The sequence below is a fragment of the Catelliglobosispora koreensis DSM 44566 genome (assembly GCF_000379685.1).
Classification (GTDB): Bacteria; Actinomycetota; Actinomycetes; order Mycobacteriales; family Micromonosporaceae; genus Catelliglobosispora; species Catelliglobosispora koreensis.
In genome coordinates this window covers 1-16102 of record NZ_KB903283.1, presented here as the reverse complement: position 1 = coordinate 16102, position 16102 = coordinate 1, and the positions used below count along the sequence as shown (strand labels likewise).

The 16102-nt window shown below is 64.5% G+C and carries 15 protein-coding genes; 7 read left to right on the top strand and 8 right to left on the bottom strand.

What is annotated here, in order from left to right:
* Positions 1–2: 2 nt before the first annotated feature.
* Complete coding sequence (locus A3E1_RS45080; protein ID WP_020523661.1) at positions 3–410, bottom strand: hypothetical protein; 408 nt, start codon at positions 408–410, stop codon at positions 3–5.
* 116 nt (positions 411–526) lie between these two features.
* Between A3E1_RS45080 and A3E1_RS0125695 the strand changes: the two genes are divergently transcribed.
* A complete protein-coding gene (locus A3E1_RS0125695; protein ID WP_020523660.1) occupies positions 527–1051 on the top strand; it encodes a GNAT family N-acetyltransferase in 525 nt (174 codons plus the stop codon).
* On the opposite strand, the gene A3E1_RS0125690 is transcribed toward A3E1_RS0125695, so the two are convergent.
* Positions 1048–1752 (bottom strand): GAP family protein, encoded by a 705-nt coding sequence (locus A3E1_RS0125690; protein ID WP_020523659.1) that lies wholly within the window; start codon positions 1750–1752, stop codon positions 1048–1050. The genes A3E1_RS0125695 and A3E1_RS0125690 overlap by 4 nt on opposite strands.
* Positions 1753–1872: 120 nt before the next feature.
* Here A3E1_RS0125690 and A3E1_RS42050 point away from each other — a divergent pair, with 120 nt between their 5' ends.
* The 5 genes from A3E1_RS42050 to A3E1_RS0125665 are packed head-to-tail and all read left to right on the top strand — an operon-like array spanning position 1873 to position 7363.
* Positions 1873–3063, top strand: coding sequence for a sensor histidine kinase (locus A3E1_RS42050; RefSeq protein WP_020523658.1), 1191 nt, complete (start codon positions 1873–1875; stop codon positions 3061–3063).
* Positions 3060–3701, top strand: a complete 642-nt coding sequence (locus A3E1_RS0125680) for a response regulator (protein WP_020523657.1) — start codon at positions 3060–3062, stop codon at positions 3699–3701. The genes A3E1_RS42050 and A3E1_RS0125680 overlap by 4 nt, the downstream gene beginning before the upstream one ends.
* 46 nt (positions 3702–3747) lie before the next feature.
* Positions 3748–5127, top strand: a complete 1380-nt coding sequence (locus tag A3E1_RS0125675) for a sulfatase family protein (protein ID WP_020523656.1) — start codon at positions 3748–3750, stop codon at positions 5125–5127.
* A gap of 38 nt (positions 5128–5165) precedes the next feature.
* On the top strand, positions 5166–5882 hold the full coding sequence (locus A3E1_RS0125670; protein ID WP_157631736.1) for a hypothetical protein: 717 nt from the start codon (positions 5166–5168) through the stop codon (positions 5880–5882).
* An 8-nt stretch (positions 5883–5890) separates the two neighbouring features.
* The gene (locus A3E1_RS0125665) at positions 5891–7363 is read left to right on the top strand and encodes an Hsp70 family protein (protein WP_407637391.1); all 1473 of its coding nucleotides are present in this window, start codon (positions 5891–5893) and stop codon (positions 7361–7363) included.
* On the opposite strand, the gene A3E1_RS0125660 is transcribed toward A3E1_RS0125665, so the two are convergent.
* The 6 genes from A3E1_RS0125660 to A3E1_RS0125635 are packed head-to-tail and all read right to left on the bottom strand — an operon-like array spanning position 7360 to position 14063.
* A complete protein-coding gene (locus A3E1_RS0125660; RefSeq protein WP_020523653.1) occupies positions 7360–8535 on the bottom strand; it encodes an ROK family transcriptional regulator in 1176 nt (391 codons plus the stop codon). The two genes, A3E1_RS0125665 and A3E1_RS0125660, sit on opposite strands and share 4 nt — an antisense overlap.
* Complete coding sequence (locus A3E1_RS0125655; RefSeq protein ID WP_020523652.1) at positions 8532–9398, bottom strand: sugar phosphate isomerase/epimerase family protein; 867 nt, start codon at positions 9396–9398, stop codon at positions 8532–8534. The genes A3E1_RS0125660 and A3E1_RS0125655 overlap by 4 nt, the downstream gene beginning before the upstream one ends.
* Positions 9399–9455: 57 nt before the next feature.
* Positions 9456–10640, bottom strand: coding sequence for a substrate-binding domain-containing protein (locus A3E1_RS0125650; protein WP_020523651.1), 1185 nt, complete (start codon positions 10638–10640; stop codon positions 9456–9458).
* Between the two features lie 56 nt (positions 10641–10696).
* Complete coding sequence (locus tag A3E1_RS0125645) at positions 10697–11638, bottom strand: ABC transporter permease (protein WP_020523650.1); 942 nt, start codon at positions 11636–11638, stop codon at positions 10697–10699.
* A complete protein-coding gene (locus tag A3E1_RS0125640; protein ID WP_020523649.1) occupies positions 11635–12597 on the bottom strand; it encodes an ABC transporter permease in 963 nt (320 codons plus the stop codon). The genes A3E1_RS0125645 and A3E1_RS0125640 overlap by 4 nt, the downstream gene beginning before the upstream one ends.
* A complete protein-coding gene (locus tag A3E1_RS0125635; protein WP_020523648.1) occupies positions 12594–14063 on the bottom strand; it encodes a sugar ABC transporter ATP-binding protein in 1470 nt (489 codons plus the stop codon). Before A3E1_RS0125635 ends, A3E1_RS0125640 begins: the two co-directional genes overlap by 4 nt.
* 336 nt (positions 14064–14399) lie before the next feature.
* Between A3E1_RS0125635 and A3E1_RS0125630 the strand changes: the two genes are divergently transcribed.
* Positions 14400–16102 (top strand): ThuA domain-containing protein (locus A3E1_RS0125630; protein WP_020523647.1); only part of this gene is annotated, 1703 nt, incomplete at its 3' end.

Sequence of the window (16102 nt, the reverse complement as noted above, 5' to 3'; positions counted from 1 at the left end):
AGCTAGCAGGCGATGTAAGAGATCCAGCCGTCGCCGTTTTCATCACTGGACTGGTCGTACAGATTCGCGGCAGAAGTCCAGCCGTACTTGTTCGATCCGGCCGCCCGGACGTACCACCACAGGTTGCCGTGAACGTTGTAGTAGAAGCAGTGGTAGTACACGAGAGTTCCTTGCGGAATCCAGCTGGTGTTGTTGCATGACGAGGCAGGCTCGGCTTTGAGGTTGAGGTCCTTGTTGGTGTAGGCCTTGCCTTCTCCGTTGTAGTCGTGGCTCTTGTGCGCGCACGGGTCCGGAGCCGGCACGGGAGCGGCGTGCGCCGCCGGGGCAGCGACCATGCTGCCGGCCAACAGTGCCGTCACCGCTGCGGCGGTCGTGAGCAGGCGCTTGAGTCTGGGTGGTGAGCTGTGCACAGGTTTTCCTCCCCGCTGAAGGGTTTCAGTTATCCCGGTAAGTGTGCCGATCTTTCGATGGGGTTTCGGGGATCCAGAACACTTCCGGACGCATCCGAACGGGTAGGTTGGTCACCGTGGCTGAGTTCGAATGGCGGCTAGCGGCAGCTGGTGAGGTGCCGGCGATCGTTGAGCTGGTTGAGTCGGCGTATCGCGGCGAGAGCAGCAAGGCTGGGTGGACCCACGAGGCGGATCTGCTTGCCGGGCGGCGAACGGACACCGAATCGGTGGCGGCGTTACTGTCCGGTCCGGACAGTGTGATTCTGGTTGCCGGCCAGCGAAACGAGCTCGTGGCGTGCTGTCATTTGGAGCGGCACGACACGTACGCATATTTCGGCATGTTCGCGGTGCGTCCGCTGCTGCAAGGATCCGGGATCGGCAAGCAGATGATCGCTGCCGCCGAAGACTATGCCCGCCGCGAATGGAACATCAGCGAGATGCGGATGACCGTGATTTCGCGGCGGGAGGAACTGATCGCCTGGTACGAGCGGAGGGGTTATAAGAGAACAGGAACGATGAGCCCTTTTCCGTACGGCGATGAGCGTTTCGGTATCCCGAAGTTCGCCGATCTGGAGTTTGAGTTGCTCGTCAAGCGCTTCTAGCCAATCAGCTCCAGCCGCACGGCGGCATCACGGGCCAGCAGAAACCCAACAATGCCAACGATCCAGGCGATCGCATCGCTGTTGGTCATCCAGTTGCTGATTTTCGTGAGCAGCCCTTCGATGCGGTGCCCGGCCGTTATCCGCAGCGCCATCAGCACGAGCGCGGGCAGAATCATCACCAGGCAATAGCCGGCGAGCACGAGCCCGGTTTGCGGCAACGTCAGCGCGGCGGTGGTGATGAGGCCGATCGCGGCCAGGTAAGGCAACATGCTGCCGACCTCGATGACGGCGGCGGTCAACGCGAGTCCGATTAGCGAGAACAGGCCACCGTTTTGACCGTCGGCGCCGAGGGCACGTTCACGCCACTTGAGCACCCGGCCACCGCCTGACTTCTTCTTGCGCTTGCTGTCGAGCCGGAAGCTGAGGAAAAACAGTGCCACACCAAGGATGAGCTGTGTCCACATCGCGCCTGGGGTGTCGAGGAAAGCTGTAATCTGTGGCATGAACCGGGACAGGCCATAGACAAGCCCAAGGCCGACGGCGAAGTAGAACGTGGCGACGGTGCCGAGGAACACTAGAATGCGGCTGCCGCGCAGTTTTCCCGGATGAAGCAGGAACCAGATCGGGATCAGCAGCGTGCCGAAGCTGGTGGAGTCTATGAGGGCGAGCGCGGCAAGCGATCCCAGGAACGCGATATCCATGCCGTTAACACTGGGGGATCAACCCGGGCGGCGCGCCGGCCAAACTATGGCACCTGGGCACGGGCGCGTACATCCTTTGACTGACGCCGGTGCCGCGGCGCCTGTGCTGAGATGGTGACCATGGGTGCGGTGGCGTGGTGGAGCGGGCTGAAGGCTCGCTGGCGTGCCAGCACCCGGTTTCAGGACACCGCGGTCGCATTGCTCATCTTCGCGATGGGCCTGGCGCTCAACCTGATCGGCCTCATTCACGTCTATCCCGACGCGAAGATCCCGGCGCTTGAAGGCTCGCCGCTGTGGTGGCATAGCGTGCTGCTGGCCATCGGCTGCCTGGCAATGCTGGTCAAGCGCCACCGTCCGGTCCTCGCGCTCAGCGCCGGCGCTGTCGTGACCACTGCCGACATCGGCCTGGGCGGCAGTGTGGGCATGGTCCTGGTCATCTTCGACCTGTTGTTCTCCGCGGGCATGTACGCCGGCTCCCGCGCCCGGACCACCGTAATGACCTGCGTGGTAGTGCTCATTGGCACCGTCTCCGTCGTCATCGGCCTGGCCGTGGGCGATATGCGGGCGTCGGTGTTCATGGCGTTGCAGCTCACGGCGCTGCTCATCGTGCCGCTGTGGTGGGCGGCCAACATCCGTCAGCAGCGCGAGCTAGGCCAGGTCAACACGGAACGGGCCCGTCACGAGGCCATCGACGAGGAACGTGCCTCGATGGCACGGGAACTGCACGACGTGATCGCCGCCCACCTGTCCACCACCGCCATTCACTCCGGCGCGGCCCTGGCCCGTCCGCCGGACAGCGACCGCGATCGTGCCGCCCTGCAAGCGGTCCGTCAAAGTAGCCTGGCCGCGCTGGAGGAGATGCGCTCGATGATTACGTTGCTGCGCGCCAGTGACAGCCAAGCCGTTGCCGCCGCTGGTCTTGCGCGCTTGCCCGATCTGGTGGCCTCGGCACAGGCGACTGGCATGAACGTGACACTGGATTCGCTTCCGCAGCAGGCGATTCCGGCACTGATAGATCAGGCCGGCTACCGGATCGTCAGCGAGGCACTGACCAATGCCCGTAAACACGCCCCCGGATCGGCTGTGCACATCACCGTCTCGGTCACCGACCGGTTGCAGGTGACCGTCACCAACACCCTCACCCAGCGGCCCGCGGCGCTTAGCGAAGCTCTTAGCGCCGGAACGGGGCTGTGGAGCATGACGCAACGGGCGGCGCTGCTCGGTGGGACGGTCAGCGCACGGGACGAGGGTGGCGTTTGGGTCGTGCGGGCCAGTCTCCCGCTTCGAGCACCGTCTGGAGTGGACAGATGAGCACGCGCGTCGTTATCGCCGACGACCACGGGGCGATCCGTGCCGGGCTGCGCCTGGTGCTGGTAGCCGCCGACGACATCGAAGTGGTCGCCGAGGCCGGTGACGGTGAAGTGGCCATCCGTCAGGCGCGTGCCCTGCGTCCCGATGTGGTGCTGATGGACGTGCGCATGCCGGGAATGGACGGCATCGCCGCCACGCAGGCGATCACTGCCGAAGGCTTGTCGCAGGTGCTGATTCTGACCACGTTTGACGTTGATGAATACGTGTTCGGCGCGCTGCGGGCTGGGGCGGCCGGGTTCCTGCTCAAAACCGTCGAGCCGGCCGCCCTCATTGACGCGGTCCGGCGGGTCGCCGCTGGCGACGGCGTTATCGCGCCCGAGGTCACGCGCCGGGTGCTCAATACGTTCACGCATGCCGCGCCCGCTCCGGTGCTGGCACCGGAACTGGACAGTTTGACGGGCCGTGAACGGGACATCCTGGCCGCTCTCGGCCGCGGACTGTCCAATGCCGACATCGCCGCTGAGTTCACCATCAGCGAGGCCACGGCTAAGACACATGTCTCGCGGGTCCTGTCCAAGCTCGGCTGCACCTCGCGTGTGCAGGCCGCCATCATCGCCAAAGAAGCCGGCCTGGCCTGAAAGTAACCGTTTACTGCTGGCGTGAGCTGTGGTTGAATCACGTGCCATGCGCCGGCCAAACATCATCCTCATCGTTTCTGACGACCACGGGTACGCCGATCGCGGGCATCTGGGCATCCACGCCGATGTGCGCACGCCTGCCCTGGACCGGCTCGCCGCCGAGGGAGTCTCGTGCGACCAGGCTTATGTCTCGGCTCCGATCTGCAGCCCGTCACGGTCAGGGATCATCACCGGGCGTCATCAAGCCCGCTGGGGTGTGCACTGGTTCGATGACGCCGCGTTCGCGCCGCCAGACATCCCGACGCTGGCTGAGGACCTGCGAGCTCAGGGTTACGACACGGCTTACCTGGGCAAGGTGCACTATGGCAAGGACAAGCCGGGAGATCGTGCCTGCCCCAACCGGCACGGTTTCGACGAGTCCTATTACGGCCTCGCGGCACTGTCGATGGGACGGCTCAATTACATGCGCCGGTCAAAGACTGCGGTCTCTGAATATGGCGACGACGCCGCCTCACGCATGGGCGTGCAGCCGTTCCTGGAAGGCGACACAGAAGTCGATGGTGAGGGATTCCTGACCGCCGAACTCGGGGACCGTGCCCGCGATTTCGTCGGCCGCAAGACCGCGCAGCAACGGCCCTATTTCCTGATGCTGGCGTTCAACTCGGTACACAACTTTTGCTGGCAGTTGCCCGATGAGGAGCTGGAAAAGCGCGGCCTGCCAAAGCATCCGGACTGGAATCCCGATGTCTCGGACTACGTGGACTGGTACGACGGAGCAATCTCGCCAAACCTCGATAACGGGCGGGCCTATTATCTGGCTCAGCTGGAACTGATGGACGCTGAGATCGGCAAGCTGTTGAGCCTGCTCGATAAGACCGGCACCGCCGGGGAGACCCTCGTTGTCTACACCACCGACAACGGCGGATCCACCTGCAACTACGGGGACAACACCCCGTTACGTGGCACCAAATACACGCTGTTTGACGGGGGCATCCGCGTTCCGCTGATCGCACGCTGGCCGGGTGGGCGGCTGCCCGCGGGCTACACCGCCCTGACTCCGGCGAGTTTGCTCGACCTCGCCCCAACGTTGCTTGCCGCCGCGGGTGCGCCCTCCGGAGACCACGACGGCCACAATCTCTTGCCAGGCTGGACATCGGCCGGCGAAGACGGCGGGCGCGTCCTTCACTGGGATTGCGGATTCCAGTGGGCTGTCAGGGAAGGTGACCTCAAGCTGCTCTGGGTCGAGCCAGGCTCGCCCTACGCCGAGGCGATCCGCCAAGTCGAACACACCGATCCTGGCAGCGGAATCTACTTGTTCGACCTCGCCGCCGATCCCGGCGAAATCAGCAATCTGGCAGCACAACGGCCAGCTGACGTCTCTCGCCTCACTCAGCTTCATGAGGCGTGGAAAGCGAGTTGCGGCTAGTTGCACGCGTGGTGCGGGCCAGGCATTACAGTGCTGTCGTGACTGGACGGGACCCAAAGGCGCTGGCGAGGCTGTTCGACGCCGATCCGGAAGCGGCTGTGCTGCAGCTGCTTCAGGAAACGGGCGAGCCGATGAGTGCCATTGACGTCAAGAAGGCCCTGCAAGACGCTGGTGTCCCCAAGACGGATGCCGATAAGGCATGGCCCACCGTCCAGAAGCGGATCAAAGTAAACGAGCACATCGTCACCGAAGGGCCGCGGTACCGGTGGAACCGGCCGTTGACGGAACTCAGCCCGGCCGAAGCGCTGGACCTGCTGGTCAAGGGCGGTTTGAGTGACAGTGAGAAGGAAGCACTGTCCGAGGTCATCCGTGGTGCCCTGACCGAGGCGCCTGCCGTGGAGTCCAATGAAGACAGCCCTGCGAGCGATGACAGTGGGGAAGAGGCTGCTAGACAGCGTCAGGAAGCCATTGACGCGATCCGCAAACTAGCCGAACTGGCCAGCGAAGTGGAAGAACTCATCGGCAACGAGACCGACCTGCCGGTCATGATGCGTCAAGTGCGGGCCTTCGTGCGGCGAAGCGGGCTCGACCCCGTAGGCCAAGCGGGCGAAGAGACCCGGTTTGACCGCAAAAAGCACACCCCGATCGGGGGGCAAATACGCGACGGAGCGCCGGTAATCGTCGTACGCCCGGGGTATATCTGGAAAACACAAGACGAGGATGTACTGCTCGGCAAAGCAGTCGTCGAAGATTAGGTGACCTTTTGAATAGCGGGCTTGACTTTGGTACCTCTACCACGCTGGTCGCATCACCAAGTGGCATCGTCCCGATCGGGGAGTCACGTGCGTGGATGCCGTCGTTGGTGGGATACGACGAAGATGGCAACACACTCGTCGGTGAGAACGCGCAAGACCTGACGCCGGAGCAACTGATCCGGTCCATCAAGCGGTTCATCACCGAAGGCAAGCAGTTCGTTCAGCTGGACACCCCGACGGGCCTGCGTGATGTGCGCGTCGATGATCTGATCGCCGAGATGCTGCGCGAAGTGGCCCGCCGCGCTCCGATCTTGACAAGCACCAACGTCATGATGGGCTGCCCCGCGATGTGGGACGGCACGCAGCGCCGCCGCCTGGTGCAGGCCGCTAGCCGCGCCGGTCTAAACACGACCTTGGCCAGCCTCGTTGACGAGCCCGTGGCGGCCGGAATCGCTTGGCTGGCAGCCAATCCCGGCACCGGCCCGGTCCGGGTGCTCGTGTTTGACATGGGCGGCGGCACGCTTGATGTCGCCGTGCTCGATGTCACCGGCGATGACCACTATGACGTTGCCGTCCTGGCAGCCCTGGGCGTGGCCGAGGCCGGTAACGCTCTGGATGAGGCTATCGCCGAAGACCTCGAATTCGGGCTCGCCGCTATGGGCATTGACGTGGCCTATCTGCCCCGTCCACGGCGCGCGCGGGCCCGGTTGCTTTACGCCGCACAGGAAGCAAAGATCGCGCTGAGCACCGAGACCGAGATCGACGCCAAACTGCCGCGCCGTGACTTCGGGATCGCCTCCATTCCGTACAGCCGCGAGCGGCTCAACCGTGCCTTCGCCGATCAGATGGACCGCGCCGAACTGTTCGTGGCCGCGGCGCTGCGTGTCGCGGCGGTCCCGTCCGGGTCAGGCAAGTCGGCCCGCGACATCGCCCGCATTCCGGTTGAGGACCTCGCCGCCGATGTCGACGTGGTGGTCCTTTCTGGGGGCATGAGCCAGATTCCTTATGTCAGCGAACGTCTTCGCGAGATCTTCCCGGCGCACATCCGCATCGTGCAGGCGACCTCGGCACCGGAAAACGCTGTGGCGACAGGGCTTCCCAAGGTTTCGGCCTATGGCCGCACGAGCAAATACCGGCCCGCGTTCGACATCGTGCTTGAGTGGGATGAAGGCAGGCAAACCCGCCGGGTGTACGAGGCTTACACGCCCCTGATCGAGCCCCGCCAAATCCTTCAGGGCAGCGCTGACCTGCACTTCATCCGCACTGGACGCGATCTTTCCCTGCCCGATAGCGGCAAGGGAACCCTGCGCGTCATCTCCCACGCCCTGCCCGTGCAAGCGAGCCTCGGCGGGGCCGACCTCGACGGGTTCCGGGTTGCGTTGAGCCAGCAGGGATTCGCGCTGTCGCTCTATCCCGATGGCCGCATCCGCCTGACCGATGGCGCAGCCGAATACCACGGCCAGCTCGCCGGCTGGAGCTAGCGGGGCTGGCGGTGGGCGAGGTCGCTGGCCAGGATGGCGCCGCCGCTGACTCCGGCGCGCGGCCCGAGTTCGGATAGGACGATGGGAAGGTTGCCGGTCGCTAACGGCAACGAGCGCCGGTAGATGAGGCTGCGCACCTCAGATAAAAGAAGGTTGCCGAGCCCGGCCAGCCCGCCGCCGATGACGATCATCGACGGGTTGATGAAGCTGACGATCCCGGCGAGCGCGTCGCCGAGGTAACGGCCACCGTTGCGGATCAGGTGCACGCAAGTGGTGTCGCCGCGAGCGGCGCCTTCGCCGACTTCTTTGGCGGTCAGCGTGGCTCCGGCCAGGTAGCGGGCTTGCAGAAAAGGGGAGGCCCCTGACTTCGCTGCCGCTAGCGCGTCACGTTTGAGGGCGGCTCCGCTAAATAGTGCTTCGAGGCAGCCCATGTTGCCGCAGTGACACATTGGCCCGGCCGCGTCGACCTGGATGTGGCCGAGGTCGCCGGCGGATCCTTCGGCACCGCGATAGATGCGCCCGGCGAGGTGGATGCCGCAGCCAATGCCGGTGCCCGCCTTGACGAACAGGAAGTTGGGCGCTGACGTCGCTATTCCACGGTGTGCCTCACCGATGCTCATGATGTTGACATCGTTGTCAACGATCACCGGACACCGGTACTCGATCTCCAGCACCGCGCGCAACGGAAAGCGATGCCAGCCGGGCATGATCGGTGGTGAGACGGACGTTCCGTCGCGGACGCTGACCGGTCCGGGCAGGCCGATGCCGATCGCGTTGAGGGGCCGCGACGCGTCGTCACCGCGCAGTTTCGTGACCACGTCGTTGAGCCGTTCCAGGATCGCGGTTGGCCCGACGCTGATGTCGATGTCCTCGGAGTGGCTGGCCAGTGGTTCTAGTGCGCCGTTGGTGATTTCGATGTCGAGTGAGGTCGCGCCAAGGTCGATCGCGGCGTAGCGGATGCCGGGGTCGAGTTCCACCAAAGTGGACGGCCGCCCGCCCCGCGACGGGGCGATGCCGCCGTCGCGGATGTACCCGGTGGACAGCAGTGCCTCAACCTCGTTGGCGACCTTGCTGCGGGCAAGCTCTAGCCGGTCGCCAAGCTCCACTCGCGACAGTGGGCCGTTGTCACGCAGCAGATCGAGGATGTGGGCGGCTGTGGATTTCTTCGTCACGTTTGGTCCCGGGTGGGCATGACCGCCCGCAGGTGGGCCAAACCGTTGCGGGCCAAGGCATCCTGGCTTTCGGCCAGCGGCCGCCAGATCGCGGCGGCCGTGGCGATGGCTTCATTCTCGCCCGTGAACGATTCGAGGCAGATGGGCCCGCGGTAACCGGTGTCGGCCAGGGTTCGCAGCCAACGCGGCCAGTCGATGTGGTCGGCTCCGGGCGCGCCGCGGTCGCTGCCGCTGACCTGCACGTGCACGAGGCGTGGTCCGGCGAGGGTGATCGCCGCGTAGGGGTCGGCTTCCTCGATGTTCATGTGATAGCTGTCGAGCATGATTCCGATGGTGTCGGGCAGGCCGTTGAGGGCTTGCAGGGTCTGCTCGACAGTGTTCAGCACGCTGGTTTCGTAGCGGTTAAGCGCTTCCACGCCGATACGGACGCCGGCGGCGGCCGCGTGAGCGAGCACGGGCGCGAGCGATTCGTGGAACTGTTCGTAAACGGTGGTCCGCTCACTGGGGGACATGCGCCAGACCCGGCCGACCGAGGCGTAGACCGGCCCGCAAACCGACGGCGCGCCAACGGCTTCGGCCAGGTCGACGCACGCCATCAGGTAAGCCTGAGTGTGTTTGACCGTGGCGGCGTCGGTGGCCACGAGCTCGCGCCCGGGCGAGGTAACAGCGATCACCGCCGCTGGTGCGATGCCATGTTTCGTTAACAGCCGAAGTGTCTGCTTGGCTGGCCAGTCGCCAAGGTTTTCCACGGGTAACTCGACGGCATCGAATCCCCACTTGGCCAGGCGGGGAACCAGGTCCTTGAGGGCTGGGCCGGTGACCGGGCTGGTCCAGATCCACGGGTTAGCTCCGACGGTGAACATCGATGCTCCTTGCTCACGGGACGGGGCGCACCGCACGCGATGCGCCCCAAGGGACAGCTACTTTCCACCCCAGGTTTCCGGGTACCCCGGGAGGGTCGTGCAACCACACATCGCATAGTGCAGCGGTGGCATGTTCGGCTGCACGTATTGGCTCAGGTTGGCCTGAGTGATGGTCGGCTGGGGCAGCTTCCACGGGCTGGGCACGGCTTCACCGTTGAGGATCTTCAGCGCGGCGATGACCGGCGTACGCCACTGGAACGTGGGGTAGGTCGGGCTGATCGCGGTGAGTTTCTTGTCCTGCCACATCTTCAGGAAGTCCTGCTGGTCTTCACCAACGAGCGGCGGCACCGGCTTGCCGGCGTCTTCGAACGCTTCAGCCGCGGCCACAGCGGTCGCGCCAGCGTCCATCCAGATGCCGTCGATGTTGCCGAAGCGCTGGATGTAGTTGGTGACAATGGTCTTGGTCTTAGCCGGGTCGCCGTCGGTGAACTCGACACCGACAACGTTGAGCTGTGACTTGTCGAACGCGACCTTCGCCGCTGACCAGCGGGTCTCCAGCACGTCAACGCCGGGCAGGATGCGCAGGGCGAGGATCTTTCCGCCCGCCTTGACCTTCTCGTTGAGGAATTCGGCTCCGGTCGCGCCGAAGGCGTACCCCCCGATGGGGTTAATGAAGGTGACGGGACACTTGGTGTTGACGCCGCGGTCGAAGACGATGACCGGAACCTTGGCACAGGCCTGCTCAACGGCCGGGGTCAGCGTGGCGGTCGTGTTGGGAGACACGATGAGCGCGTCGCAGCCCTTGCCGAGCAGGTCGGTGATGTCGGAGATTTGCTTGTCGTCCTTGCTTTCCGCGTCGGCGACCGTGAACGTCTTGATTTCGGGATGCAGCTTCACTTCGGCTTGCATGTTCTTGATGCCGACCTGGCGCCACGGGTTGCCGACACCGGCGTTGGAGAAGCACAGGTGGTAGGGGCCGGCTTTCTTGTACTTCGTGGTGTCAACGGTCTTAGGGTCGAGGGCCTGTTCCCACGGCTTGTCGGCCGGGCCTTGCGCGGTCATGGTGCGCAGAGCGATTTCGCGGTCATAGTCGGCCTGCACGAAGAACTTGGACTGTTCTCCGGTGCCTGCTCCCTTGGGATCGCCGCTTTGCGTTGTCGTAGGCACATCGCTTGCGCAGCCAGCCGCGGCGAACAACATTGCGGTGACAACCACAGCGGTGAGCGCGGTCGATATCTTCACTTCCGCATCTCCTTCATTGGATGTGTTTTCGATACCCCGTCCGCCGCAACGAGGGTTTAACTCCGGCTGCGCCTGGCTCCGATGGCGACAGCGGCGATAATGATCAGCCCCTGCACCGCGGATTTGAGCGCGCCGGAAACTCCGAGCACGTTGAGCAAGGTGAATAGCACTTCGAGCGTTAGGGCACCGAGCATGGCGGCGGTGACCGTGCCCCGGCCGCCGCCAAGGGCGACGCCGCCAAGCACAACGGCGGTGATGGCTGAGAATTCAAGCCCGGCACCGACTTGGAACGACACTCCACCGAACCCGCCGAGCAGGATCGCGGCAACGGCGGCGAAGACGGCACTGAGGATGAACGCGATGACCCGTGCCCGCACGACCGGTACGCCGGAAAGCCTTGCCGTGCGCGGGTTATCGCCCGTTGCCAGCAGGGTCTTGCCGAAGTCCGAGCGCATCAGCAGCAGGGCGATCGTGGCCACGCAGGCCAGGATGAGCACCGCGTAGGGGACGATGCCGATGCTGTTGCGGCCGAGCATGCGGAACTGTTCGGTCAGGGCGCCCCTGGGCGATCCGCCGGTCCAGGTGTAGACGGCGCCGACGAGGATCAGGTACATACCCAGGGTGGTGATGAACGACGGCACGTGCAGCAAGGTCGTGATGAGACCGTTGGCGAGCCCGACGACGAGGCCGAAGCCAATCATGATGGCGATGACGGGCCAGGTCATGGACGGGTCGCCGTCGATGAGGCGGGCGGCGATGACGACTTCGGCGGTGACGAGCGAGCCGACGGAAAGGTCGAAGTCGCCAGCCACGATGACGAAGTATTGGCCCGCGGCCAGAATCACCAGCGGCGCGGCGCGTTTGAGGAAAGCCAGCAGTGAAGCCGGATCGTAGAACTCCGGCTGCCTGACGGCGAGCACGAAAAGGAGCGTGAGGAGGATCAGCAGAATCGGCTGCCGGGCCGAGACTTTGCGGGCGCGGAGCGCTAACGAGCTCATGCTGTCGCCACCTTTCCCGGGGCCTTACGCCGCAGGCTCATCGCATAGATGGCGACGGCGGCGACGATGACGACACCACGGACGACCTGTTTGAAGAAGGGATCGACGGCCAGCTGGTTGAAGATGCCGTCGATGGCGGCCAGAAGTGCCACGCCGCCAACGGTTCCGGTCACTCCGCCGCGCCCGCCCGCCAGGACGGTGCCGCCCAGGACGACAGCGGCGATGGATTCGAGGTCATAGCCGCCTTCGCTGCCCACGCGAGGAGCACCCGCGCCGAGCCGGCTGGCCAGATAGAGCCCGGCGATGCCGGCGCACACCGAGCAGATGATGTGGGTGCGGATAAGCACCCAGTCGGTGCGGACACCGGAAAGCCTTGCCACGTCTAGGTCTCCGCCGACGGCGATGAGGTGGTGCCCAAAGCGCGTGCGGTTGAGCACGATCCAGGCCACACCCGCCACCGCGAGCATTAGCAGAACCGACAGGGGCACCGGGCCGATGCGGTCGTAGCCGAGGCGCTGAAACGAGGTGGGCACGGAACCGGCCGGGCCGGCGTAACCCTGTTCCAGGTATCCCTTGATGAGCAGGCCGACGCCGAGCGTGGCGATGAAGGCGTTGATTTTGAGTTTGGTGATGAGGAGCCCGTTGAGCAGGCCGATGCCGGCCGAGACTCCCAAGACCGCGATGATCGCTGGCACGATCATGCCGCTTGAGCCGTCCATGGTTTCGGCGGCGATGAGTGAGGTGAGGCTGATGACATAGGCGACGGAAAGGTCAAGGGAGCCAGCGAGAATCGCGAGGGTCTGTCCTATCGCGACAATGCCGAGCCCAGCGGCCCGCTGCAGCAGACTGACGGTGCTGGACTGGGTGAACAATGAGCCGCCGTCGGCGTAGACGAGGATGCCGCCGACGATGAGGGTCAGGCCGAGGGCGCCCCAGACGCCGTGTTCGCGAAGTTTCATGAGCTGGCTCCGGTGGCTAACCGCATGACGGTCTCTTCGTCGGCGGTGCCGGGCAGCTCACCGGCGATGCGCCCGTCGCGCATGACGGCGAGGCGGTCGCTCATGCCAAGCAGTTCTGGAAGGTCTGAGGAAATCATCAGCACGGCGGCTCCCTCGCTGGCCAGCTTGCGGATCAGATCGTGGATGGCTGCTTTGGCGCCGACGTCGATGCCTCTGGTCGGCTCGTCGAACAGCAGCACGCGCGGGGTCAGGGCGAGCCACCTGGCCAGGATCACCTTTTGCTGGTTGCCGCCGGACAGGTAGCGCACTTCCTGCTCTTCGCTGGCGGCGTGAACCTCAACGGCGGCAAGGAGTTCGCGGGCCTTGAGCGTGCGCCCCGCGGTCGCGAACCACCGTGGGCTCAGCGCCCGGGTGGCCAGCATCGCGTTGTCCAAAACGGACTGCTGTGCGGTCAGGCCTTCGGCTTTGCGGTCTTCGGTGATGTAGGCGATGCCAGCCCGGATGGCTTGCCGCGGTGAGGAAAGGCGAATGCTGGCGCCGTCGAGGTGCACGTTGCCGCGGGTGAAGGCGTCGACGCCGAAGATGGCTCGCGCTAGTGCGGAGCGGCCGGAGCCCTGCAGCCCGCAGATGCCCAGCACTTGCCCAGCGTGCAGGGCGAGGCTGATGTCGTGCAGGCGGTTGTTGCCGGCGCCTTGCAGCGTCAGCCTTTCCTGCCCGGCCTCGGCGGATTTCGGCGGGTAGTAGTGCGACAGTTCCCGGCCGACCATGTGGCGCACCAGGCCGTCGGCGGTGATGCTGCTGGTGTCCACGGTGGTGACCCGCCGCCCGTCTTTGAGGACGGTGATGCGGTCGGTCAGGTCGAATACCTCTTTGAGGCGGTGGGACACGTACAAGATCCCCATGCCTCTGGCTTTGAGGCGGCGCACGAGCCCGTAGAGCAGCTCCACCTCGTGGTCGGCCAGCGCGGCGGTTGGCTCGTCCATGATGAGCATCCGTGCGTCCAGCGACAGTGCTTTGACGATCTCGGTTACCTGTTGCTGTGCCACGCCGAGACGGCCGACGATCGCTTGCGGGGAAAGGGATTCCTCGCCGATCGAGGCCAGCAGGCTGGCGGTGCGCTCGTTCATCGCCGCGGTGTCGACGAGGCCGCGGCGCAGGGGTTCGCGGCCGAGGAAGACGTTTTGGGCCACGGTGCGGTCAGCGAGCAGGTTGAACTCTTGGTGGATGATGCCGATGCCGGCGGCCTGTGCCTGGCGGGGGTCGCGAAAGGACACGTCGCGGCCCAGCCAGCGGACCGTCCCAGCGTCCGGGTGGTAGACACCGGAGGCGATCTTCATGAGGGTGGATTTGCCGGCGCCGTTTTCGCCGACGACGGCGTGAACTTCACCTGCGGCGAGCTCCAGGTCCACGTCTTGCAGGACTTGAACGCCAAGGAAGGACTTGCCCACGCCGCGTAGCTGAAGCATGTGTTCCTCCACATCGGACGGCGTACCCAGACTTTGGTTGAATCGAGAAAAACTTTTGCTGAGAAATGCAAAACTTTCTTGCTTCAGGAGGGTAGGAACCCCCGGTGGATTTGACAAGAGGGAAACGAGTCCGAAATGGAGCTGCCGTCATCGTGCCTTTGATCAGCTAAGTGTTGAACGCTGTGTGAGCTTGTGTTTTTGAGATATCAAAGAAAGTTTTCTATAAAAATTTAAAAGCGCCTATTGACTTCGATCACTTCAGGGCAGCAGGCTGCCCTCGACTGATCGCTGCGGCGGGCGAGATGTCCACTCCAACCGGTCCTAAGAGGAGTCGACATGTCCCTACGAAAATCCGTCCTAAGCGGACTCATCACCCTCGCCATGGCCATGGCTGGCCTGGCGCTGATTGGGCCGCCCGTGAGCGCGGCTCCCGCGTTTCGCGCGTTGATCTTTAGCGAAACCGCGGGCTATCGCCACGATTCCATCCCCGATGGGCTGGCCATGTTCACTCAGCTAGCCCAGCAGAACAACTTCGAGATCGTCACCAGTGAGAACTCGGCGGCGATGTTCACCCCCGCTAACCTGGCCACCTTCGATGTGCTGGTGATGTTCCAGACCTCGGGCATGGTGTTCGACAACGACGCCCAGCGCCAAGCCGTGCAAGGATTCTTGCGCAGCGGCAAGGGAATCGTCGCCATCCACAACGCCACCGACATGGGCATCGACACCGAATTCGCGTGGTGGGATCAGACCATCAACGCCGGTGCTCACATGCCAGCGCACTCGCCGGGCTTGTTCCAGGGCACGGCGAAGGTGGCTGACAAGGCCCACCCGTCCACCTCAGGACTGCCAGATAACTGGGTGCGCACCGAAGAGTGGTACAACTTCGACAAGAACATCCGCGGTGACGCACACGTCCTGGTGACCGTTGACGAGCGGACCTACACGCCCGGTGGCTCCGCCATGGGCATGGACCACCCGATCTCGTGGTGCCGCAACACCGAAGGCGGCAAGGTCTGGGCCACCGCGATGGGACACGCTAGCGCTTCCTACAGCGAAGCCAACTTCCGTGCTCACGTGCTCGGTGGTGTCCAGTGGGCGGCCGGCAATGCCGCCGGCGAATGCGGTGGCACCGTCTGGGGCAACTTTCAGAAGGTCCCGCTCGACCTCAACACCGTCGACCCGATGGCGCTCGACATCGCGCCAGACGGGCGGGTCTTCTACGTGCAGCGCGGCGGTGCCTTGCGCATCTACAAGCCTGCCAGCCAGCAGGTCGTCACCGCGGGGAACCTGAGTGTTTACACCGGTGGCGAAGATGGGTTAGTTGGCATCGCCCTGGACCCGAACTTCAGTACCACCAATTGGGTTTATCTCTATTGGTCCCCGAGCAACAGTGCTACAGACGTCAACCGGCTGTCGCGCTTCACGATGACCGGCGACACGCTAGACCTGGCAAGCGAAAAGATTCTGCTCAGCGTTCCGGCTTACCGCGACCGCACCTACAGCGAGCCCGGCCACACCGGCGGATATCTCGCGTTTGGACCCGGCGGCAACCTGTACCTGAGCGTCGGCGATGACGTCCCGCCGAACCTGTCCACGCACTGGCAAGGCTACGCGCCACTGGACTGGCGCCCAGGGCAGAGCATGCTCGACTCCGCCAGAACAGCCGGTAACACCAACGATCTGCGTGGCAAGATCCTGCGTATCCACCCGGAAACCAATGGCACCTACACGATTCCGGCCGGGAACCTGTTCCCCCAGGGCACCGCGCAGACTAAGCCCGAGATCTACGCGATGGGCTTCCGCAACCCATTCCGCTTCGATGTCGACCAGCAGACCGGATGGCTCAACGTCGCCGACTACGGCCCCGACCGCGGCTGCTGCACCACCAACCGCGGCCCCGAAGGCCTAGTCGAGCTCAACGTCATCAAACAAGCCGGCAACTTCGGCTGGCCGTTCTGCCACGGCAACAACCAGCCGTACGCACCGTACAACCCCGACACCGGTGTGGTGGGCGCGAAGTTCAACTGCAACGCCCC